This is a genomic window from Streptomyces sp. NPDC033216 (assembly GCF_055577115.1).
The window spans coordinates 217745-238656 of sequence record NZ_JBVIQK010000009.1 but is presented as its reverse complement, the minus strand read 5'-3'; the positions used below and the strand labels follow the sequence as shown (position 1 = coordinate 238656).

The following is a 20912-nucleotide window of genomic DNA, read 5'->3' as shown; positions in this document are numbered from 1 at the left end:
TCGATGCTTCGAAAGGCAGGAGCAACTCGGAGCGGGCCTTCAGGGTTTACTGGTTTCTTTCATTGACATCGGAAAATAATCGGCCTAGGTTCCGGCCATGCCCTCGCCCTCCGGCACCGAGACGTTCCCCGCCGCCACGCCCGCCGCCGCGCACATCTTCACCACCGTCCTGTCGCACGGTCCGCTCACCCGGCTGGAGGTGGCCCGGCGGGCCGGCCTGTCCCCGGCCGCCGTCACGAAAGCCGTCCGCCCCCTCATCGCGTCGGGCTACCTGGTGGAGGAGGCGGACGCGGGCGACCCGCAGGCACGCCCGGCCCTCGGACGGCCCGCGGCCCTCATCCGGGTCGACGGCGGACGAGAACTGTTCATCGGTGTGAAGCTGACCGGCGACGAGATCATCGGCGTGCTCACCGATCTGCGCTGCCGGATCCTCGTCGCCCGGCGGGTGCCGCTGGCCGGCCGCGGCCCCGAGGCGGTCCTCGCCGCGACCGCGGACCTCGTGCGGGAACTGCTGACCGAGGCGGACGGCTACGGCGTCCGCGTGGCAGGCCTGGGCATCGCCGTCTCCGGTGACGTCGACCGCGCCGAGGGCGTGGTGCGGTACTCGCCGTTCCTGGAGTGGCGCGACGTGCCGCTGGCCGGACTCGCCGCCGCCGTCACCGGGCTGCCGGTGACCGTCGACAACGACGTGCGGGCCCTCACCGTCGCCGAGCAGTGGTTCGGCGCGGGCGTCGGCCTGTCGGACTTCGCCGTCGTCACCGTCGGCGCGGGCATCGGGTGCGGCCTGGTGGTGCACGGCCGGGTGGTCGCCGGAGCGCACGGTGTGGCAGGCGAGATCGGCCATGTGACCGTCGACCCGGACGGCCCGCCCTGCCATTGCGGCAACCGCGGCTGCGTGGAGGCCATCGCCGCAGACGCGGCGATCCTCACCCGCATCCGCGAGGCCGGCGGAAGCGAGGTCACGGGCACCGCCGAGGCCGTCGACCGCGCACGGCAGGGGGACCCGGTCGCCCGCGAGGCGTACGCGAGGGCAGGGGCCGCCATCGGCCGGGGCATCGCCACCGTCGCCAACCTGCTCGGACCCGCCCGCGTGATCATCTCCGGCGAGGGTCTGGCCGCCTACGACCTGTTCGCCGAGCAGATCCGCGAGGCGTTCACGGCAGCCGCGTTCGGCTCGGCCGCGCGGTGCGACGTACGGACCAGACCGCTGCCCTTCGAGGAGTGGGCGCGTGGGGCCGCGGCCACCGCCATCCAGTCCTTCATCACCGCCCCGAACTGAGCACCGGCCTTCGGGCCGTGGACCGCGAGTACTGCACATGGCAGCCCCGGCCGTCCCCCGAAGCCGCTAAACCCTCCTGTCACCGGCATCTCCTCGCGCACCACGGGCAAGTCCTCGCGTCGACCGATCCCGACCCGAGGAGACACTCCGCATGGTTGCCAGACCTGCCGTCGGCAGACGCCGCGCCGCCCTGACCGCTGTCAGCACCCTCCTCCTGGCGGCCGTCCCCGCGGCCGCGGTCGCGGCCGCCGGGCCGCCGCACTCCGCGCGGCCCGGACCCGCCGCCCGCGCCCCCGGAACCGAGGAACCCCCGCAGGCGGTGCTGCGCGCCCTCCAGCGCGACCTGCGCCTCACGGCCGAGCAGGCCACCGCACGCCTGGCGAACGAAGCGGAGGCGGGCCCCCGGGCCGGCCGGCTCCGCAACGCGCTGGGCGCGCGGTTCGCCGGAGCGTGGGTGACCGGCAGCACCTCCGCCGACCTGACGGTCGCCACCACGGACGCGGCCGACGTCCCCGCGATCCGCGCGGAGGGCGCCGAGGCCGCCGTCGTCACCACATCCCTCAGCGGCCTGCGCGCCCTCAAGGACGACCTCGACGAGGCGGCCGGCCGGGTCCGGACCGCGCGGACGCCCGTCTGGTACGTCGACGTCAGGGCGAACCGGGTCGTGGTCCAGGCGACCAGCCGGTCGGCCGCGAACGCCTTCATCGAGGCGGCCGGCGCCCAGGGCAAGGGGCTGGGCATCCGCGTCTCGCCCGAGCGGCCCCGCCCGACGGCGGACATCGTCGGCGGCGACGCCTACTACATCGACGGCGTCGCCCGCTGCTCCGTCGGCTTCTCCGTCACCAGGGCCGAGCAGCAGGGCTTCGCGACGGCCGGCCACTGCGGCCGGGCCGGATCCACGACGACCGCTGTCGACGACATCGACCAGGGTGTCTTCCAGGCCTCCGTCTTCCCGGGCAAGGACATGGCCTGGGTGGGCGTGAACAGCGACTGGGCCGCCACGGCCGCCGTCCGCGCGGAGGCGGGCACGACGGTGGACGTCACCGGCTCGGTGCAGGCGCTCGTGGGAGCGTCGGTGTGCCGCTCCGGCTCGACCAGCGGCTGGCACTGCGGCACGGTGGAGCAGCACGACGCGAGCGTCAGCTACCCCGACGGCCCCGTCGACGGCCTGACCCGGACGACGGTCTGCGGCGAACTCGGCGACTCCGGGGGGCCGTTCGTCGCCGGGACACAGGCCCAGGGAGTCACCTCGGGCGGCTCGGGCGACTGCACGAGCGGCGGCACCACCTTCTTCCAGCCGATCAACCCACTCCTCGACGAGTTCGGGCTGACCCTGAAGACGGCGGGTGACACCGTGACGCCCGTGCCGCAGCAGGGTGCCTCCACCGACACCTGGACCCCCGGCCGGGTCTACGAGGTGGGGGAGACCGTCTCCTTCGCCGGTGCCGACTACCTGTGCCTTCAGGACCACCAGGCCCAGCGCTCGGGGTCGCCGGAAGCGGCCCCGGCCCTCTGGCAGCGCTCCTGACCGCTGGATCCCGCCGAGTTCCGCGGCGGAACGGCTCCCGTCCCCGACGCCGGGCACCGTCCGGCGCCGACGCGTCCGCTGCGAGGGCGAAGCCGTCGCGGTCGGCGGACACCCGGCCCGGGGCGCCTCCCGACCCGCGGCGGTCGGTGCGGACGGGAGCGGGCGTTGCGGCGGGGAAGCCGCCTGACCACGCGCAGCGGGAGTTCCTAGACGGTCCGCGCGACGAGCAGGGCGACGTCGTCGTGGTCCTCGGGGTGACGCAGGCCGTACAGGAGGAGGTCGCAGATCTCCTCCAGGGGCCGTTGCGGCTCGTCGAGGAAGCCGAGCAGCACGTTCAGCCGGTCGTCGATGGGGTGGTGGCGGGTCTCCACGAGGCCGTCCGTGTAGAGGACCAGTACGTCGCCGGGGACCAGGTCGGCCGTGGTGGCCTCGAAGGAGACGCCGCCGACGCCGAGGGGGGCGCCGGTGGGCAGTTCGAGCAGCCTGGGCTCATGGCCGGGGCCGGTCAGCGCGGGCGGCATGTGGCCCGCGTTGGCGATTGTGAGCCGGCGCGTGCGGGGATCGTAGACGGCGTACAGGCAGGTGACGATGTAGTGCTCCAGGCCGCGGGTGATCTTGTCGAGGTGCTGGAGCACGGAGCCGGGGTCGAGTTCGAGGTCCGCGTAGGCGCAGGTGGCGGTGCGCAGCCGGCCCATGGTGGCGGCGGCGTCGATGCCGTTGCCCATCACGTCGCCGACGACCAGCGCGGTCTTGTCGTCGCTCAGCGGGATGACGTCGTACCAGTCGCCGCCCACCTCGCTGGTGGCCTGGGCGGGCTGGTAGCGCGAGGCCAGCTCCAGACCGGGGTGCCGGGGCGGATGGTCGGGCAGCAGGCTGCGCTGGAGGGTGAGGGCGGTGTTGCGCACGCTCTGGAACCAGCGGGCGTTGTCGATCGCCACGGCGGCGCGCCCGGCCAGCTCACCGGCGAGGACGACGTCGTCCTCGTCGAAGGGGAGCGGGTTGCGGGTGCGTTTCAGGTCGAGGGCGCCCAGCACCTCGCCGTGGGCGATCAGCGGCACGGCCAGGTAGGAGTGCACACCGGCCCGGGCGAGGAGCGCGGCGGCCTCGGCGCTGCGGGCGATGCGCGGCAGATCGCGCTCGCCGACATGGCGTACGAGGACCGGCCGGGCGCTGTGCACGCACAGGGTGACCAGGCGGTCGCCCTCGTACGTGGCGAGGTCACCGGGAGGGTCGGCGGCGCGCTCCGCCACCGTCCGGTGCGAGGCCTTGAGAGCGAGGGCACGGAAGAGTTCGGGCCCGTTGTCCGGCCGGCGCCTGCGGTGGCAGGACAGCGCGGAGTCGAGGATGTCGACGGCGACCACGTCGGCGAGCTGCGGGGTGGCGATCTCGGCGAGTTCGCGTGCCGTCTGCTCCACCTCCAGCGTGGTGCCCACCCGCGTGGACGCCTCGGCGATGAGCGCCAGACGCCTGCGGGCCCGGTCGGCCTCGGCGGCCGCACGGTGGCGTTCGGTGACGTCTACGAGCGAGAGGGCCGCGCCGAGGACCCTGCCGCCCGGGTCCTCCAGCCGGTAGAACGACAGCGACCAAGCATGCTCGTGGTCCGGGTCGGCCGGGGGACGGCCCACGTGGAACTGGTCCAGCAGCGGTGTGCCGGTGGCGATCACCTGGCGCAGCGCGGACTCGATGGTGTCGATGTCGGGCAGGGGCAGCGCCTCCCGCAGCCGACGGTCGACGTGATCCTCGGCGGGGATGCCGTCGATACGCTCCAGCGCCGGGTTGACCAGGAGGTACCGCAGGTCGGTGTCCACGAGGGCCAGCCCGATCGGGGACTGGTCGATGAGCCGCTCGCACAGCGCCAGGTCCGTCTCGACGCGCTGGAGGAGTTGGTGGTCGGCCACGATGCCCAGGGCGTACACGTCCCCCAGATCGTCCTGGAGCCGCATGTTGCGGAACTCGACCAGCCGGCTGCCGCCGTCCTTGTGCCGGACGGGAAACGCGCCCGCCCAGCCGCGGCCGGAGTCCAGCACCTCCGCGAACAGTCGTACGACGGCCTGGAGGTGCTCCGGGTCGATGAACAGCCGCGCCGCGTACGAGCCCAGGGCCTCCGCCGCGGTATAGCCGAACAACTCCTCGGCCTGCGGCGTCCAGAACACGATGCGTCCCTCGGCGTCGAGGACCACCGCGGCCACGCTCAACATGTCCAGCAGGCCGGTGGTGGGGGGCGACTCGGCCCCGTACGGGTCGCCGTCGGACCGGAAGGACTCGGTCGTCATCCCTGCGCCTCCTCCACCGGTCGGCGGACGGGCGACGGTCGGTACCGCCGCACACCGGTACCGCGGGCACCGGCACTTCCATGCTGCCCCTCCGCGACACATCCCGGAAGCCGGGCCGACGCGCGGGCCGACGCGCGCCGACGCCGGGCGGCCGGCCGGTGCCGTGCGCATCGGGCGGAGTAGCAGGACCATGGTCGTGAAGAGGAAGACGGCCATGGAATCTGCGCGAGGTACCCCCGACGGTCCGACGCCCGGCGAATCCGGCGACGGTCCCGGTGGGCGGCTGCCCGGCGAGGCCCCTGGCCCATCGGTTCCCGGAGAGCCGGGCGAAGCGTCCGGCGGGCATGCGTCCGGCCGGCCTGACGGGGTCGCCGGTGGGCCGGCTTTCGGTGGACCGGGAGACGTCCCCGGCGGGCAGCCGCGTGAGGAGGTCTCCGACGCGCCGGGCGAGGTCCGGGACGGCCAGGCGCCTGGCCGTCCCGTCGGCCGTCCCAGCGGATCCGGCCGTGACGACGCGGCCGGCGGAGCCGGCGACCGCTCCGGCGGGTCGGCGTCCGGGGGGTTCGACGGTCTTCTCGACGCGTCCACCGACGCCGTCGCCGTCGTCACCGCCGGTGGCGTCGTCGTGGGCTGGACGCGGGGCGCCGAAGCGTTGCTCGGCACGCCGGCGGGTGAGGTGGTCGGCGGCTCCGCCGCGCGGCTGGTGGCGATGCCCGCGGACCCGGCGCGGGTGGCCGGCGTGGCCGAGCGCTGCCGCGCCGGAATGGGATGGAGCGGACGCATCCGCGCACGTCACCGTGACGGCCGGCCGATCGACGTCGATCTGCGCGTCTCCGCGTCCTTCCGCATCGGCGACGACGAGTGCTTCCTGCTCTCGGCCCGCGAGCAGCGGCAGCGGTGGACGGTCGGCCAGTCCGTCCTGGACGGGTTCCTGACGCGCTCACCGCTCGGCATGGCGGTGATGGACCTCGACCTGCGATACGTGTGGCTCAACGACACCCTGGAGCGCTTCGGCGGAGTGCCCCGCGAGCAGCGGCTGGGACGCAGGCTGAGCGAGCTGCTCCCCGGTCTCCACGCGGAGACCCTCGAAGGTCTGATGCGCAAGGTGCTGGAGACGGGCACCCCGGTGATCGACTACGAGTACGTGGGGTGGAGCTGGGCCGACCCGCACCGGCAGCACGCCTACTCGACCTCGTTCTTCCCGCTGCTGGACGCCGGCGACTCGGTCACCGGGGTCTGCTACATGGTCGCGGACGTCACCGAGCGCTGGAACGCGCGCCGGCTGCTGTCGATGGTCAACGAGGCGGGAACCAGCGTCGGCACCACCCTGGACGTGGTGCGCACGGCTCAGGAGCTCGCCGACTTCGCCGTTCCCCGCCTCGCGGACTTCGTCATCGTCGACCTCCTGGAGCCCGTCCTCAGCACCGAGGGGCTCGGAGCGTGGCTGACGGACGCGGGCCCGGCGCCCGCCAGGCCGGTGATGCGCCGTGCGGCCCTGAGATCGGTGCGCGAGGGCTGCCCGGAGGCCGTGGCGCGGATCGGCGACCGCGTGGGCTTCCTGCCGCCGCCGCACGACATGGGCCTGCTCATCGGAGGGGAGCCGATCCTCATCCCGGTCCTCGATCCCTCGGACGAGCGGTGGACGGCCGAGGAGCCCGCGCGGGCGGAGCGGATCCGGGAGTTCGGACTGCACTCGCTGATCTCGGTGCCGATGCGGGCGCGCAACACCGCCCTCGGACTCACCACGTTCATCCGCTCGCTCAACCCCGTCTCCTTCCAGCCCGACGACGTGCTGCTGGCCCGGGAACTGGTCGCGCGGGCGGCCCTGTGCGTGGACAACGCGCGCCGCTACAGCCGCGAACACACCGCCGCGGTCACCTTGCAGCGCAGCCTGCTGCCGGACGTCCTGACCGGCGGTTCGGCGCTGGAGGTCGCCTCCGGCTATCTTCCGGCCGACCCGACGGGCGGCGTGGGCGGCGACTGGTTCGACGTCGTCCCCCTGTCCGGGGCACGGGTGGGTCTGGTGGTCGGGGATGTGGTGGGGCACGGCATCGCCGCCGCGGCGACGATGGGCCGGCTGCGCACCGCCGTGCAGACCCTCGCCGACATGGAGATGCCCCCCGACGAACTGCTGGCCCACCTGGACGATCTCGTGCTCCGGCTGAGCGCGGAGCGCGGCGAGGACGAGGCGGCCCGCACGACCGCGGCCACCTTCCTCGGCGCGACCTGTCTGTACGCCGTCTACGACCCCGTCTCCCGCCGGTGCTCGATCGCCCGGGCCGGGCATCCGCCCCCCGTCGTCGTCTCGCCCGACGGGCAGGTCGCCTTCCCGGAGGTTCCCGCCGGGCCACCGCTCGGACTCGGCGGCATGGGCTTCGAGGCCACCGAGATCGAACTCGCCGAGAACAGCCTCCTGGGCCTCTACACCGACGGCCTCATCGAGGGTGCCGACCGTGACGTGGAGCGGGGCATGGCCCGGCTGGGCGAGCTGCTGGCCCATCCCGACGCCGATCTCGCCGCGCTGTGCGAGACGGCCGTGCGACAGCTCGTGCCCGCGCCCCAGCCCGACGACATCGCCCTGCTCCTGGTCCGCACCCACGCCCTGGGCGCCGACGAGGTCGTCTCCTGGGAGGTGCCCGTGGACCCGGCCGCCGTCGCCGACGTACGGGCGCGCGCGACCCGTCAGGTGGAGGCGTGGGGGCTGGGGGACCTCGCCATGACGACCGAACTCGTCGTGAGCGAGCTGGTCACGAACGCGATCCGGCACGCCACCCCGCCCATCCGGCTGCGCCTGCTCCGGGACGCCCTGCTGACCTGCGAGGTCTCCGACGCCAGCAGTACGGCTCCCCGGCTCAGACATGCCCGCACCACGGACGAGGGGGGCCGGGGCCTCTTCCTCGTCGCCCAGCTCGCCCACCGCTGGGGGGCGCGCTACACGGCCGACGGGAAGATCATCTGGGCGGAGCAGGAGATCCCGCCGCCCCCGTAGCCGGGGCGGCGGGAGGTGCTACGCGCACGCCCAGGCGTTCATGCCCTGCATCGCCGCGAGCCGGCGGGCCACGGCGATCTGCGCCTTCCTGCTCGCCAGGTCGGCCCGCGGCGCGTGTCTGAGCCCGCCCGCGGCGACCCAGCTGCGTTGCGAGAACTGGAGCCCGCCGTAGTGGCCGTTGCCGGTGTTGGCCCGCCAGTCGCCCCCGGATTCGCAGCGTGCGATGGCGTCCCAGTCGGCCTTCGCCGGAACGCTCGGGGCCGCCCCGGCGCAGGGGGCCATGACGGTCAGGAGGGCGGCGACGGGCATGCCGAGCCACAGGGCCGAGCGGCCCCACCGGAGCGATCCGCGCCCTGGGCGCGACATCATGCGCTTCTGAAGTGAAAACATGACAAGTGACACTAGGTGGATCATGTGGTCGCCGCCCGGCGTGGCGTCCGTCAGGGATGCCTGGCAGGACCGTCCGGGTGACGGGCCGTCAGGCATTCCCGTCTCGCCGCGCACGGAGCGGCGGCCCTCCTCCAGGTCCCCGAGCTGCGCCTGGCGCGCCGGGTGCCGCCCACCCGTGCCGACCTCGTCACGGTCGCCCTCGGCGGCGTCGGGCCGGGCCAGGTCGCCCTGGTGCCCCGCGCAGACGACGACAGGCGACTGGTCGGGGCGATCGGCAGGGCCGCCCGCGCCCCCCATGGTGCCTCCCGTCCTGGACGCCTGAGCGGCGTACGTCCGCAGGCCGTCACGGTCCCGCCGGGACGCCCGCCAGCCGGGGGAGGGCGGCGGAAGGTCCCCCCTCGCACCCGTCTACGATGTCCAGGCCCCTGCCCGACCGGCGTGGGAGCGAGTCGACGTCCGGTGATCCGGTCCGACTCGGTGGACAGGGGTCGACACCGGCGTCGACCCGCCTCATCGACCGTGCCTGTCCACCGGCCCAACTGGCCCGGTCGTGGCCGCCGTCTGCCGAAAGTGACGTCCGTACGTGTTCCAGGAAACGCCGATCTTCCATCGTCTGGTCGCCGAGCGGGGCGACATCCCCACCCAGGTGCGGGGCGAGGCCGAGCGGATCCAGCGCGATCTCGCCTCGGTCATCCCCTCCCCGTCCGCCGCCGCGAACCTTCCCGCGCAGCACTTCCTCGCCGTGCGGGGCCGCCACGAGTGAACCGCCGTCCGCGGTTCCGACACCGGCTCTGCCGACAGAACTTGCAGACGTCTCTCCCGCGCTGAGCAGCCTCTTTGCTTCACTGTTGGACAACGTCTGAAAACGCCTTCATCTCCTTGCGCAAGAGGTGAGGAGTCGTGAGGATGGCGCGTCAGTACGCCCCGACGCCGTCCATCCGTACGCCCTCACCTCTTGAGGAAGAGTCATGCCGCATCTCCTTGCGCAGGCCGCGGCCACGACCGCCGCCACCCTGGCCGCCCTGCTGGCGAGCTCCGGGACCTCCCACGCCGCGGACGCCGACCCGAGCGGAACACCCGCGCCCGACTGCGTGCACCACTACGCCGACCGCCGCTACACCACCGTCGTCAACGACTGCGACGCCCCCGTGAGCGTCACCGTCGAGTACGCCGACGGCCGGTGGGCCCCCTGCCGCCTCCTCGAGCGCGGCGACGTGGCCACCTTCGCCGGGTACGGCTTCGACGGAAACCACGTCATCGGCCTCAGCGGCTGCCTGCCCGCGACCGTCTGAGCGCGCCGGGGCGGCGTGATCGGCCCGCTCCCGGCCCTCCGACCGGCACCGTGCCCTGCCGAGAGCGACGCCGAGGAGCGCCCTGCCCGCGCCCAGCACGCCGGCCGGACGGTCCGCCGGCCCGGCCGTCCCGGCCCGTCGTCGGCCGGCGCCCGCAGCCGCAGCAGCGCGCCGCTGAGCGCGTGGAGGGCCGGGCGGACCGGCAGGACCATCCGCGACGGCGGCCCACGGCGCACGTTCCGCGTCGAGGCGACGAGGACGACCACTGCGCCGAGAGCGAAGGGCCGGCGGTGCGGACCTGGCGCGAACCGGCCGTCCGCCGGCCGACGGAACGGTCGGGGCCCGCCCCGTTCTCAAGTGGAGCACATCCGGTCGGGGTGGGCGTGTGTGCTTCGCGCACATCGGGTACCCGGCCCGTGATCTGTTCGACCGTCACGGAAAGGACGACCGTGAGAACGGTGCCGGAGGCGAACCGGAAGAAGGCCGACACGGCCGACGCGGTGACAGGCGAGGGCGTCGACACCGAGGCCGTCTCCCGTCCGGGTGCGGCGACGGGCCGTACGCCGCGCGAGGCGAGGGAAGAGGCCGGTGTCCGCCCCGAGGACCACCGAGGCACCGACAGATCGAAGGGGGCGTAGCGCGGCCACCCGGCAGGACCGACCGCGGCGCAGGACGAGGACGTTCCCGGAACGCCGGCCGAAGAAGGGCCGGCCGCCCGCTGACGGGCGCCGCACGGTCACCCGGCTGGTGGACGAGCCACTGCGCCGGATGTCACACCGTGCCACATTGGTGCACGGAACCACCTTTTCCACAGGCATGTGTGTGCCTTGTTCACCCGGTGGTCCCCATGGCCACCTGTTCGCCCGCGAACAGGTGGCGGCGCACTCGTCTCCCGCGCCGCCGTCGGCAGCCGGACCGCCACGCGGCCTCGGCACACAGCCGCCCATGAGTGAGAAGCGAAGGAAGCGATGAGCGAGAGCAACCCCATCAAGCGGGCGGCGGAGAAGGTCGCCGACACCTTGAGCGGCGACGGAGCGGGGCCGGAGGACGGGATCCCCGGGAAGCCGGGCCCCGACTCACCCTCGGTCGCCGAGCCGACCCGGCCCAGGGACCCCCTGCCGCCGAAGCCCGACCAGAGCGGACCCGACACCGTGTCCCCGACGGGTCAGCCGACGGGAGCCGACCAGGCCCGCTTCGCCCAGTCCGGCAGCTATCTCACGACCGCCCAGGGCACCCGCCTCCCCGACACCGACCACTCGTTGAAGGCCGGCCCCCGCGGGCCCGTCCTGCTACAGGACCACCACCTGCGCGAGAAGGTCATGCACTTCGACCACGAGCGCATCCCGGAGCGCGTGGTCCACGCCCGGGGCGCGGCGGCGCACGGGGTGTTCCAGAGCTACGGCACGGCGGCCTCCGTGACCAAGGCCGCCTTCCTCGCGGAGGACGAGGAGACTCCCGTCTTCGTGCGGTTCTCCACGGTGCTGGGATCGCGCGGCTCGTCCGACACCGTGCGGGACACCCGCGGGTTCGCGACGAAGTTCTACACCAGCGAGGGCGTCTTCGACCTGGTCGGGAACAACATGCCCGTCTTCTTCGTCCAGGACGCCATCAAGTTCCCGGACATCATCCACGCCGGCAAGCCGCACCCGGACCGTGAGATCCCGCAGGCCCAGAGCGCGCACGACACCTTCTGGGACTTCGTCACCCTGCACACCGAGGCCACCCACCACACCCTGTGGAACATGTCCGACCGGGGCATCCCGCGCTCGTACCGCACGATGGAGGGCTTCGGAGTCCACACCTTCCGCCTGGTCGACGCCGACGGCGGCACGACCCTGGTGAAGTTCCACTGGAAGCCCAAGCTGGGCGTGCACTCACTGGTCTGGGAGGAGGCGCAGATCATCAACGGCGTCGACCCCGACTTCCACCGCCGGGACCTCGCCGACGCCATCGAGGCGGGCGCGTACCCCCAGTGGGAGCTGGGCATCCAGACCTTCCCGGACACCCCGGACCAGACCTTCGAAGGCATCGACCTGCTGGATCCGACCAACCTCGTCCCCGAGGAACTCGCCCCCGTGCAGCCGGTCGGACTGCTGACCCTGAACCGCAACCCGTCGAACTTCTTCGCCGAGACCGAGCAGGTGGCCTTCCACGTCGGCCATCTGGTGCCGGGTGTCGACATCACCGACGACCCGCTGCTCGCCGGACGCCTGTTCTCCTACCTCGACACCCAGATCACCCGCCTCGGCGGGCCCAACTTCCCCCAGCTGCCCATCAACCGGCCGCACGCGCCCGTCAACGACATGCAGCGCGACGGCATGCACCAGACGGCCGTGCACCGCGGTGTCGCCCCCTACCGGCCCAACTCGCTCGACGGCGGCTGCCCCTTCACCGCCGGCGCCGACACCGGCGCCTACATCGAATCGCCGGTACGGGTCCCCGAGGGCGCCAAGGTGCGTGACGTACCGGAGTCGTTCGCGGACCACTTCAGCCAGCCGCGCCGGTTCTGGCTCAGCATGAGCCCGGTGGAGCGCGAGCACATCATCGGCGCCTACACCTTCGAACTGTCCAAGTGCTACGAACAGGCCATCCGGGAAAGGGCGTTGCAGGTCCTGGCCAACATCGACCCGGAGCTGTGCGCCGAGGTGGCCACCGGCCTGGGTCTTCCCGCGCCGGAGCCCACGGTGCCGCTCGCGGACGTCGAGCCCAGCCCCGCCCTGTCGCAGCTGGGCAACAGCTGGCCCACGGACGGCCGGATCATCGGCATCGTCGCGGGCCCGGACGGCGACCTCGACGGCGTACGTGCCGTACGCGACGCCGTCCTCGAAGCCGGCATGGTCCCCCTGGTGATCGGCCCGGTCGGCGGCACCCTCGGCTCCCTCACGGTGCAGCGCACCTACGCCACCGCGCGGTCCGTCGAGTTCGACGCGCTGCTGCTGGCCGGCACACCCGCCGTGGGCAGCGACGCCTACGGTGCCCGCGACGCCAAGGGGCTCCCCGCCGCCGCGGGCCGGACAGCCGTCGACCCGCGCGTCGGTCTCCTGGTCTCTGAGGCCTTCCGGCACGGCAAGGCTCTCGGTGCCTGGGCGGGCGGCGAGACCGTCCTCGACGCGTTCGGGGTGCCCGCCGCCGCACCGGGCGTGGTGACCGGCAGCACGGGCACGGCCGTCCTGGAGCAGCTCACCAGCCTCCTGGGCGAACACCGCGTGTGGGCCAGGTTCACCGCGGCCTGACCGGCGAACCGGCCCAGGACGGCCGACCCGCCGGGCCGTCGGCCGCACACTCCCGCGGTGTGCGGCCGACGGCCCTCCGTTCTCCTGTCAGGGGCGGCCCATGCAGACCTTCCTCCCGCATGCCGACTTCACCGCGTCGGCAGCGACCCTCGATCCACGCCGCCTGGGAAAGCAGCGCGTGGAGGCCCTTCAGGTGCTGCGCGGCCTGACCGTACCCGGCTACGGATGGCGGCATCATCCGGCCGTCCGCATGTGGGTCGGCTACGAGGAGGCACTGGTGCGTTACGGCCTGGAGGTCTGTGGAGTGTGGACCGCCGTGGGGCGAGCCGACACCTGTGCCGCCTCCCTGATCGCCGGCTTCGCCGGCAGCCACGGGGACGCCGGCGTACGCACGCAGCGGGAGCTGGCCGACGCCAATGAACTGCCGCCGTGGCTGGGGGATCCGGAGTTCCACCGCAGCCACCGGTCCGCGCTGGTGCGCAAGGATCCGGCCTTCTATTCCCCTCTCTTCCCGGACGTTCCCGACGACCTGCCCTATGTGTGGCCGGCCTCGGACCGCACGTCCTGACGCGTCGTCCGGCGGGGAGCGTCATCGGCCGCACGAGGTGACATGACACCAACCGCCGGACGACGCACCTCAGTTGTCGACGTCCCGGTCGAAATCTTCCGCGCACTGCTGGCGTTCGGCCTGCGTGTCGGCGTGCCCGACGCAGTCGGAGTAGTTCTTGAACTCGTCGGAGCCGAGCAGCGACACGCCCGCGGCGAGGATGACCGACGAGCCGATCAGGCCGAGGCCTCCGGCCACCGCCCCGATGATCGCCATGACGCCGTTGGTGGCGACGCCACGCCTCGCCCTGCGGTGTCCGAGGATGCCGAAGACCATGGCGAGCAGTCCGAGGACGATGCCGCCGACGACGGTCCAGAAGAGCACGACGGCCACGATCCCCAGCACCAGGGCCGCGATCCCGAATCCGTTGCGGTGCTCGGGCGCCGTGCCGTGCGTGGCCTGGGGATAGCCGTGCGTGGTCTGGGGATGTACGTGCGGGTCTTGAGCCGAGGTCATGGCGGTGACTCCCTTGGATGCGTGGATCGCGGGTGCTGTGCCGTGGTCGTCCGCGGAGTCGTGGACGGTGGTGCAGGTCGGTTGCCCCCACCACTCCCGGCCCATGCGCGCGAGGACGTGGGCTGCTTCGTCGAGGGCCTGGCCCATCCGGCCCGACGCCCTCCGCCGCCAAGCGGCTCGGGCTCACGGGGGGAAGGGGGCGAGCCGGCGCGGCGGAGGCGCTCGGGCCCACGGGCTGCCGTGGCGGGCGCGCCGGAGACGCCCGGGCGAGTTACGGACGTCCGGACCCGCCGGGAAACCCGCCGGGGGTCGGGACGCGTCGGCCTGCCCCGGCCGGGTAGGCGAACGAGTACCAGAGACCGATCAGACCGGAGGAGCACGATGGCCACTGTCATCCAGCGCATCAAGGAGTTCGCCAGGAGCCCCCAGGGCCGCCGCACCGCGGAGCAGGTGCGTCGCGCGGCGTCCGATCCGCGCCGGCGTTCCCAGGCGCGCCAGCTGCTGGGCAGGCTGCGCACGCGGCGGTAGGCGGCCGGGCACGCCGGTGACCGGCTGTTCTAAAGTGACTGCCGTCAGTCAGTTCCCGATGACCTGGGACGGAGAGGTAGTCGCCCATCATGCCGACCGAAACGTTTGAGTTCCGCGTAGAGGCCCGTCAGCTGCTGCGGCTGATGATCCACTCGATCTACTCGAACAAGGATGTCTTCCTGCGTGAACTCGTCTCCAACGCCTCGGACGCGTTGGACAAGCTGCGCCTGGCGGCGCTGCGCGACGACACGTTGGACGCCGACGTGTCCGATCTGCACATCGACATCGAGGCCGACAGCGAGGCCCGCACCCTGACCGTGCGGGACAACGGCATCGGCATGTCGTACGACGAGGTGACGGAGCTGATCGGCACCATCGCCAACTCCGGTACGGCGAAGTTCCTCGAACAGCTGCGGCAGGCCGACGACGGGGCCGACGCCGAAGGCCTCATCGGGCAGTTCGGTGTCGGCTTCTACTCCAGCTTCATGGTGGCCGACGAGGTCACGCTGGTGACCCGTCGGGCCGGCGAGGCACAGGGCACCCGCTGGTCGTCACGCGGCGAGGGCACCTACACCCTGGAGACGGTCGACGAGGCACCGCAGGGCACCTCGATCACCCTCCACCTCAAGCCCGCCGACCCCGAGAACCAGCTCCACGACTACACCTCGCCCTGGAAGCTCCGGGAGATCGTCAAGCGCTACTCGGACTTCATCACCTGGCCGATCCGGATGGCGCCGCAGGCCCCGGCGGGCGACGACGGCGACGGCACCGCGCGCGAACCCGAGACGCTGAACTCGATGAAGGCCCTCTGGGCCCGGTCGCGCGACGAGGTGCAGGACGAGGAGTACCACGAGCTGTACAAGCACATCAGCCACGACTGGAACGACCCCCTGGAGACCATCCGGCTCCAGGCGGAGGGAACCTTCGAGTACCAGGCGCTGCTGTTCATCCCCTCGCACGCCCCGCACGACCTGTTCACCCAGGGCTACAAGCGAGGCGTCCAGCTGTACGTCAAGCGCGTCTTCATCATGGACGACTGCGAGGCGCTCCTTCCGCCGTACCTGCGGTTCGTGAAGGGCGTCGTCGACGCCCAGGACCTCTCGCTCAACGTCTCCCGCGAGATCCTCCAGCAGGACCGCCACATCCAGATGATGCACCGGCGGCTGGCGAAGAAGGTCCTGGCGTCCGTGAAGGACATGATGACCGCCGCCCCCGACCGGTACGCCACGTTCTGGCGGGAGTTCGGCCCCGTCCTCAAGGAGGGGCTGGTGACCGACTCCGAGAACCGCGACACCCTCCTGGCCGTCTCGTCGTTCGCCACCACGCACGACGCCGCCGAGCCGACGACGCTCGCGCAGTACGTGGAGCGGATGAAGGAGGGGCAGGACGCCGTCTACTACATGACCGGCGACTCCCGCGACAGCATCGAGAACTCGCCGCACATGGAGGCCTTCCGGGACCGCGGCATCGAGGTCCTGCTGCTGACCGACCCGGTCGACGAGGTGTGGACGGACACGGTCGCCGAGTTCGACGGCAAGCCGCTGCGGTCCGTCGCCAAGGGCGAGATCGCTCTCGACGGCGACGGCGAGGAGGAGCCCGCGGAGAGCCGGGAGAAGCAGAACGAGGAGTACGCCGAGTTGCTCACCTGGATGAAGGAGCGGCTCGGGGAGGACATCAAGGAGGTCCGCCTGTCCTCCCGGCTCACGGTCTCCCCGGCCTGCCTGGTCTCCGACACCAACGATCTGACCCCGGCGCTGGAGAACCTCTACCGCGCGATGGGCCAGGACGTCCCCCGCACCCAGCGCATCCTCGAGCTGAACCCGGACCACACCCTCGTGAAGGGCCTCAACCGCGCGCTGCGCGACCGGGCGGACCGGTCCACGCTCGCCGAGGACGCCGAACTCCTCCACGGCCTGGCGGTGCTCGCGGAAGGCGGCCGGCCCAAGGAGCCCGCCCGCTTCACCCAACTCCTCGCGGAGCGCCTGGAACGCGCCCTGTAACCGGCCTGCCCGGTGGGCGGCGCCGCGCCCGGAGGCGCCGCCCACGACGAATTGTCAGCGGTCTGCTGAAGAATGCGCGGAAACGAGATCAACTCCGGGCATGACGGGGTAGGCGGTCTCGTGTCCCTGCCCTGAAAGAGGTCACCGCTGATGCCGCTCACCGCGATCCGGCCGCAGTCCGCCGACACGCACCGCACCCCGGCCACGGCCGACATCCTGCGCATCGTCTCGGACGCCCGCACCCCGGTCTTCGTCACCGTGCACGCCAACGGCCGCCGCAGGTACAGCTATTGGCGACCGCTGGACTCCGCCACCGGCCGAGGCGGCTGCTACGTCGCCCTCCCCACCGCCGTGTGCGACGAACTCCAGGCCGCCGGCCGCATCACCCTCGGCGACCCCCTCACCGACCCCACCAAGACCACGTACCGGGTCCGACCGCTGCGCACCGTCCAGACGGCCGCCCGGATACGCTCCACCCCCGTCCGCCCGGTCCCCGCCCCGGCCCGGGACCGCATACGAGCGGCGTGAGGAGGCTCGGGGCGCGCCGTGTGCGCCGCCCTGAACCCCGGCACCACTCGGGGGATCCCATGCGCCCTCCCCTTGTCCTCCTCAGGGCCCTGTCAGCAGCCGCCGACTGCCTGCTCGCGGGCGATCCGGCCGCGGGCTCCGCCGCGAAGGCAGTGTCCGGCGCGGCCGCGAGGGCGGTCACGTCGGCTGCGGCGGCCCCGACCGCGATCGGCCGCCACGACCTCCCGCGGCGAGTCGGCCGCTGACGGCGAGCCGGCCGTCGCCGACACGGCACACGGCCTCGGTGCCGCACGTGGTCGGCATGGGGCTCCAGGCGGCGCGGCACAAGGCCCGGGAAGCCGGTTTCCGCGTCGTGACCTCGCACGCCTCGCTCGGGCCGGGACCGGACGCAAGACACCGCCTCGTCAGCCCGGCGGTGCGAGCACCGCACGCCGGGTCGGCACCATCGCCCAGCGGATCGCCGCCGTCATCGCGGCTCCGAGCGGCCGTACGCACAGGTTGTCGACCACGGCGAACCGGGGCAGGCGCAGCTCGGCGGCGGCCCAGTCGGGCAGCAGGGACACGGCGTTGGCGGCCAGCACACCGTAGGGGAGGCGGGCGACGAGGGGGACGGGCGGGTTCAGCAGGAGGAAGCGGGCGGTGTCCCGCGCCTCGGGCGTGGCGCGCAGCTCCGGGCGGTAGTCCGACAACCGCGCCGCGAGTTCCTCCCTGCTGCGCGGCGGATCGGGGATGCCCAGCGCGACGGCGACCCGTGCCGCGTCCTCGACGTATCCGTCGCACTCCTCCTCCGACAGGGGACGCAGACCGTAGCGCTGGTGGGCGCGGAGGAAACTGTCGACCTCGGCGACGTGCACCCAGCCCAGCAGGTGCGGGTCCGACGCACGGTACGGCTCCCCGCTCGTGGTGACCCCGCTGACGCGTTCATGGACGGCACGGACCTGGTCGCAGGCCCGCTGGGCGTGCTCGGCGGTGCCGTACGTCGTCGTGGCGAGGAAGGTGCTGGTGCGCTGGAGCCGGCCCCACGGGTCGCCGCGGAAACCGGAGTGGGCGGCCACGGCCGCCATGGCGAGCGGATGCAGCGACTGGAGCAGCAGGGCGGACAGCCCGCCCACGAACATCGAGGCGTCGCCGTGCACCCGGCGGACGGGACGCTCCGGTCCGAACCAGCGCGGGCCGGGAGTGCCGTGGATGCGGGCGCGGTTGCGTTCGCCGTCCGGCCCGGCGACGCGCGTGAAAAGGCCGTGTCCCAGCCACTCGCGCGGGCTCGGACCACCCGTTCCGATCGTCCTCATGGTTGCCGGGGCCTCCTCTCGGCGCTACGGGAAACGCGGGCTTGCGGCGTCTCTTCCTTTCTACCTCCACGAGGGCGTGCGAGGCGACGGGGCGACGGCGGCGGCCGCGTCGGACGCTGATCAGGAGCAGTCGTACACGAAACGGGCCTCGGCCGAGCGCCGCTCGGGCGACAGCAGCCGCAGCTCCGCCACCGCCGCGTGGTGGCCGGGGCCCTGGAAGGTCCACAGCAACGGGAGCCGCACCTGCCGCTGTCCCCGAGCGATCGCGGCGTGCCGTACGGCGGAGGTGGTGCCGTCGCTGCGCACCCACCGGTAGGCGAGCGTGCCGGGCCGGCCGTCGGTGCGGACGACTCCGACGACGCCCGCGGTCGTGTCACAGCCAAGGCTCTGCCGCGCGGCCGTCACCGACACCTCGCGCACGCCCACCGCCGGGGCCGCGTGCTGCCGCCAGAACGGGTACAGGACGGCGGCGACCAGCACGAGCGCGGGCAGGGCGTGCCGCCGCGGCAGCCGGCGACGAGGGACCCGCGGAGCCGCGACCGTGGGCGGCGCCGGACGGGGGCGCCGGGCCAGGGCCGCCGTCACGCCGGGACCGAAGCGCAGGACGGTCCCGTCACCGGGAGCGGCCGCGGTGTCGGTCACGACGGTCCGGTCGGGCGCGGGGCCGGGATCGGGCCGCTGGATCCAGTGACTGGCCAGCGCGGTCGCGCTGTACTCGTCGTTGCCGGCGTCGGGCCTCGCCGGTGGGAGGGAACCGGGTGGGGGCGGGGCGCCCTCAGGGGTCGTCATCGGATTTCACACTGCCGGGTCAGGAGCCGCTGGGAGGCGCCGCCGTCGGCGGAGGCGGGGCCGGTGCCGACCTGGAGCGTCCAGTAGCAGCCCGTGCCCCGGAAGGTGTGCTCGACGGTGAACGAGTACCGCGTGGCACCGCTGTGCTGCTGCGTCGTCGGTACCCCGTCGCCGACTCCCGGTTCACCGGCGGTGTTCCCCGTGAACCAGCCGACCGTGACGGAGAACGGGCCGGTGTCGTCCGTCGTGACCGTGATCGCGGCCGTCGCCGTGCCGGGCCCGGTCTGCCGGAAGCCGCTCACGGCGACCTCCCTGACCGTGGGCGGGCCCGGCGGAGCGGAGGTGCCGGCCGTCTCGTCGGGAGAAGCCGGCGCCGTGGGCTCCCCGGTGGTCGTCACGGTGCTGGGCGTGGTCTCCGACGCGGAGGTCGAGGGGGCGAGGGACGGGGACGGGGAAGCGAGGCCGCCGGGCGAGACGGTGGCGTCCGGGGCCGGAGCCGGGGCGGAGGGGGCAGTCGCCGACGGGGTCGCGGCGCTCGACGGGGCCGTGACGGCGGGTTGCGGGCCCGGCACGGCGCTCGTCGTGGCCAGCACCTGCGCCGCCCGACCGGAGCCGGCCGCGGTGTCCGCGCCGGCGCCTCGCGCCGCGAGGATCGCCACGAGCACGGCCGCCACCGACACGGCGAGCCCCGGCCAGGTGGGCCGCCACGGACGCAGGCCGGCGCGGCCGGCACCCCGCGTGAACACGGTACGAGCCGTGTCGGCGGCGGCGTTCGGCACCTCCAGGTTGGTCGGACGCGGGAAGAGGAGCAGGGCGACGAGCGCGGCCAGCCGACCACGCCCGCGCTCCTCCCAGTCACTCCCGTACGCCGCTACGGCGGTCTCCTCCAGCTCCGCGACGAACGCCGCCGCGTCCGGGGGCCGGTGCTCGGGCGACTTGGCCAGCCCCCGGCCGACCAGCGGACGCACCGTTTCGGGCACCTCCCCGACCGGGATCGCGCCCTCGACGTGTTGCAGCGCCAGTTCGGCCAGGTTGTCGCCCGCGTACGGACGGCGTCCCGTCAGACATTCGAAGAACGTGGCGGTGGCGGCGTACACGTCCCCGGCGGGCGAGGCAGGCGTGCCGGTCCACTGCTCCGGGGCCATGTAGGCGGGCGTCCCGGCGACTCCGGCCCGCGCACCGGCGTCCACCGCGATACCGAAGTCGACCAGCTTGGACACACCCTCGGGGGAGACCAGCACGTTCTCCGGCTTGTAGTCCCGGTGGACCACGCCGACCCGGTGGGCGTCGGCGAGACCGAGCAGCGAGCCCTTGAGGACGACCAGCGCGGCCTCGGGCGAAAGGGGACCCTGCCGGGCCAGCGCGGTCCGCAGGGAGACGCCGTCGACCAGTTCCATCACGATGGCGGCGCCGTTCGTCGCCTCGACGTACTCGTACAGACCGGCCACGTGCGGGCTCCGCAGCCCGGCGAGCAGCTGTGCCTCCGCTCGGAACCCGTGCACGAAGCCCGGCCGGGTCCGCAGCGACTCGCTGAGGTACTTCACCGCGACCGACACGCCCGTGGGCTCATGGACGGCCAGTACCACCCGCCCACTCGCCCCGGCCCCGAGTTCCAGCGACTCGGAGTACCCCGGTACAGCCCATGCGTTCATCGCCGTCCCCCCAGCCCGCGGTACGCCCGCGGTGCCGCATCCCGGCCCGTCGGGCCACGCGGACGAAGACACGCTT

17 protein-coding genes are annotated in these 20912 nt (G+C 73.4%); 11 read left to right on the top strand and 6 right to left on the bottom strand.

Annotated elements, in window-relative coordinates; all coding sequences use genetic code 11:
* Positions 1–97 precede the first annotated feature (97 nt).
* Both ACZ5Y0_RS19290 and ACZ5Y0_RS19285 read left to right on the top strand, forming a co-directional pair.
* Complete coding sequence (locus tag ACZ5Y0_RS19290) at positions 98–1279, top strand: ROK family protein (protein WP_469129873.1); 1182 nt, start codon at positions 98–100, stop codon at positions 1277–1279.
* A 151-nt stretch (positions 1280–1430) separates the two neighbouring features.
* Positions 1431–2807, top strand: coding sequence for an alpha-lytic protease prodomain-containing protein (locus tag ACZ5Y0_RS19285; RefSeq protein WP_469129872.1), 1377 nt, complete (start codon positions 1431–1433; stop codon positions 2805–2807).
* Positions 2808–3013: 206 nt separating this feature from the next.
* Here the strand turns inward: ACZ5Y0_RS19285 and ACZ5Y0_RS19280 are convergent, their stop codons facing one another.
* On the bottom strand, positions 3014–5080 hold the full coding sequence (locus ACZ5Y0_RS19280; protein ID WP_469129871.1) for a SpoIIE family protein phosphatase: 2067 nt from the start codon (positions 5078–5080) through the stop codon (positions 3014–3016).
* Between the two features lie 214 nt (positions 5081–5294).
* Here ACZ5Y0_RS19280 and ACZ5Y0_RS19275 point away from each other — a divergent pair, with 214 nt between their 5' ends.
* Positions 5295–8069, top strand: coding sequence for a SpoIIE family protein phosphatase (locus ACZ5Y0_RS19275; protein WP_469129870.1), 2775 nt, complete (start codon positions 5295–5297; stop codon positions 8067–8069).
* A gap of 18 nt (positions 8070–8087) precedes the next feature.
* Here ACZ5Y0_RS19275 and ACZ5Y0_RS19270 read toward each other — a convergent pair whose 3' ends face one another.
* Positions 8088–8351: a transglycosylase family protein gene (locus ACZ5Y0_RS19270; RefSeq protein ID WP_469129935.1), complete on the bottom strand. Its 264-nt coding sequence runs from the start codon at positions 8349–8351 to the stop codon at positions 8088–8090.
* A 691-nt stretch (positions 8352–9042) separates the two neighbouring features.
* Between ACZ5Y0_RS19270 and ACZ5Y0_RS19265 the strand changes: the two genes are divergently transcribed.
* The 5 genes from ACZ5Y0_RS19265 to ACZ5Y0_RS19245 all read left to right on the top strand — a co-directional run bounded on the left by ACZ5Y0_RS19265 (position 9043) and on the right by ACZ5Y0_RS19245 (position 13552).
* Positions 9043–9222, top strand: a complete 180-nt coding sequence (locus ACZ5Y0_RS19265; RefSeq protein ID WP_469129869.1) for a hypothetical protein — start codon at positions 9043–9045, stop codon at positions 9220–9222.
* 205 nt (positions 9223–9427) lie between these two features.
* The gene (locus ACZ5Y0_RS19260; RefSeq protein ID WP_469129868.1) at positions 9428–9751 is read left to right on the top strand and encodes an alpha-amylase; all 324 of its coding nucleotides are present in this window, start codon (positions 9428–9430) and stop codon (positions 9749–9751) included.
* A 449-nt stretch (positions 9752–10200) separates the two neighbouring features.
* Entirely contained in the window at positions 10201–10389 is a 189-nt protein-coding gene (locus ACZ5Y0_RS19255) for a hypothetical protein (protein WP_469129867.1), read from the top strand.
* Between the two features lie 330 nt (positions 10390–10719).
* Positions 10720–12984 carry a catalase gene (locus ACZ5Y0_RS19250; RefSeq protein WP_469129866.1) on the top strand — a complete coding sequence of 755 codons (2265 nt, stop codon included), beginning with the start codon at positions 10720–10722 and terminating at the stop codon, positions 12982–12984.
* 100 nt (positions 12985–13084) lie between these two features.
* A complete protein-coding gene (locus tag ACZ5Y0_RS19245; RefSeq protein WP_469129865.1) occupies positions 13085–13552 on the top strand; it encodes an MSMEG_6728 family protein in 468 nt (155 codons plus the stop codon).
* A gap of 69 nt (positions 13553–13621) precedes the next feature.
* On the opposite strand, the gene ACZ5Y0_RS19240 is transcribed toward ACZ5Y0_RS19245, so the two are convergent.
* Complete coding sequence (locus tag ACZ5Y0_RS19240; protein ID WP_469129864.1) at positions 13622–14047, bottom strand: DUF4190 domain-containing protein; 426 nt, start codon at positions 14045–14047, stop codon at positions 13622–13624.
* A 381-nt stretch (positions 14048–14428) separates the two neighbouring features.
* Here ACZ5Y0_RS19240 and ACZ5Y0_RS19235 point away from each other — a divergent pair, with 381 nt between their 5' ends.
* The 3 genes from ACZ5Y0_RS19235 (at position 14429) to ACZ5Y0_RS19225 (ending at position 17103) form a co-directional block, all read left to right on the top strand.
* On the top strand, positions 14429–14575 hold the full coding sequence (locus ACZ5Y0_RS19235; protein ID WP_469129863.1) for a hypothetical protein: 147 nt from the start codon (positions 14429–14431) through the stop codon (positions 14573–14575).
* 89 nt (positions 14576–14664) lie between these two features.
* The gene (gene htpG / locus ACZ5Y0_RS19230) at positions 14665–16575 is read left to right on the top strand and encodes a molecular chaperone HtpG (RefSeq protein ID WP_469129862.1); all 1911 of its coding nucleotides are present in this window, start codon (positions 14665–14667) and stop codon (positions 16573–16575) included.
* A gap of 150 nt (positions 16576–16725) precedes the next feature.
* Entirely contained in the window at positions 16726–17103 is a 378-nt protein-coding gene (locus ACZ5Y0_RS19225) for a hypothetical protein (protein ID WP_469129861.1), read from the top strand.
* Positions 17104–17507: 404 nt separating this feature from the next.
* Here the strand turns inward: ACZ5Y0_RS19225 and ACZ5Y0_RS19220 are convergent, their stop codons facing one another.
* The 3 genes from ACZ5Y0_RS19220 to ACZ5Y0_RS19210 all read right to left on the bottom strand — a co-directional run bounded on the left by ACZ5Y0_RS19220 (position 17508) and on the right by ACZ5Y0_RS19210 (position 20836).
* Positions 17508–18395, bottom strand: a complete 888-nt coding sequence (locus ACZ5Y0_RS19220; protein WP_469129860.1) for an oxygenase MpaB family protein — start codon at positions 18393–18395, stop codon at positions 17508–17510.
* Between the two features lie 120 nt (positions 18396–18515).
* Entirely contained in the window at positions 18516–19184 is a 669-nt protein-coding gene (locus tag ACZ5Y0_RS19215; RefSeq protein ID WP_469129859.1) for a hypothetical protein, read from the bottom strand.
* Positions 19181–20836: a serine/threonine-protein kinase gene (locus ACZ5Y0_RS19210; RefSeq protein WP_469129858.1), complete on the bottom strand. Its 1656-nt coding sequence runs from the start codon at positions 20834–20836 to the stop codon at positions 19181–19183. The genes ACZ5Y0_RS19215 and ACZ5Y0_RS19210 overlap by 4 nt, the downstream gene beginning before the upstream one ends.
* Positions 20837–20912: the final 76 nt, after the last annotated feature.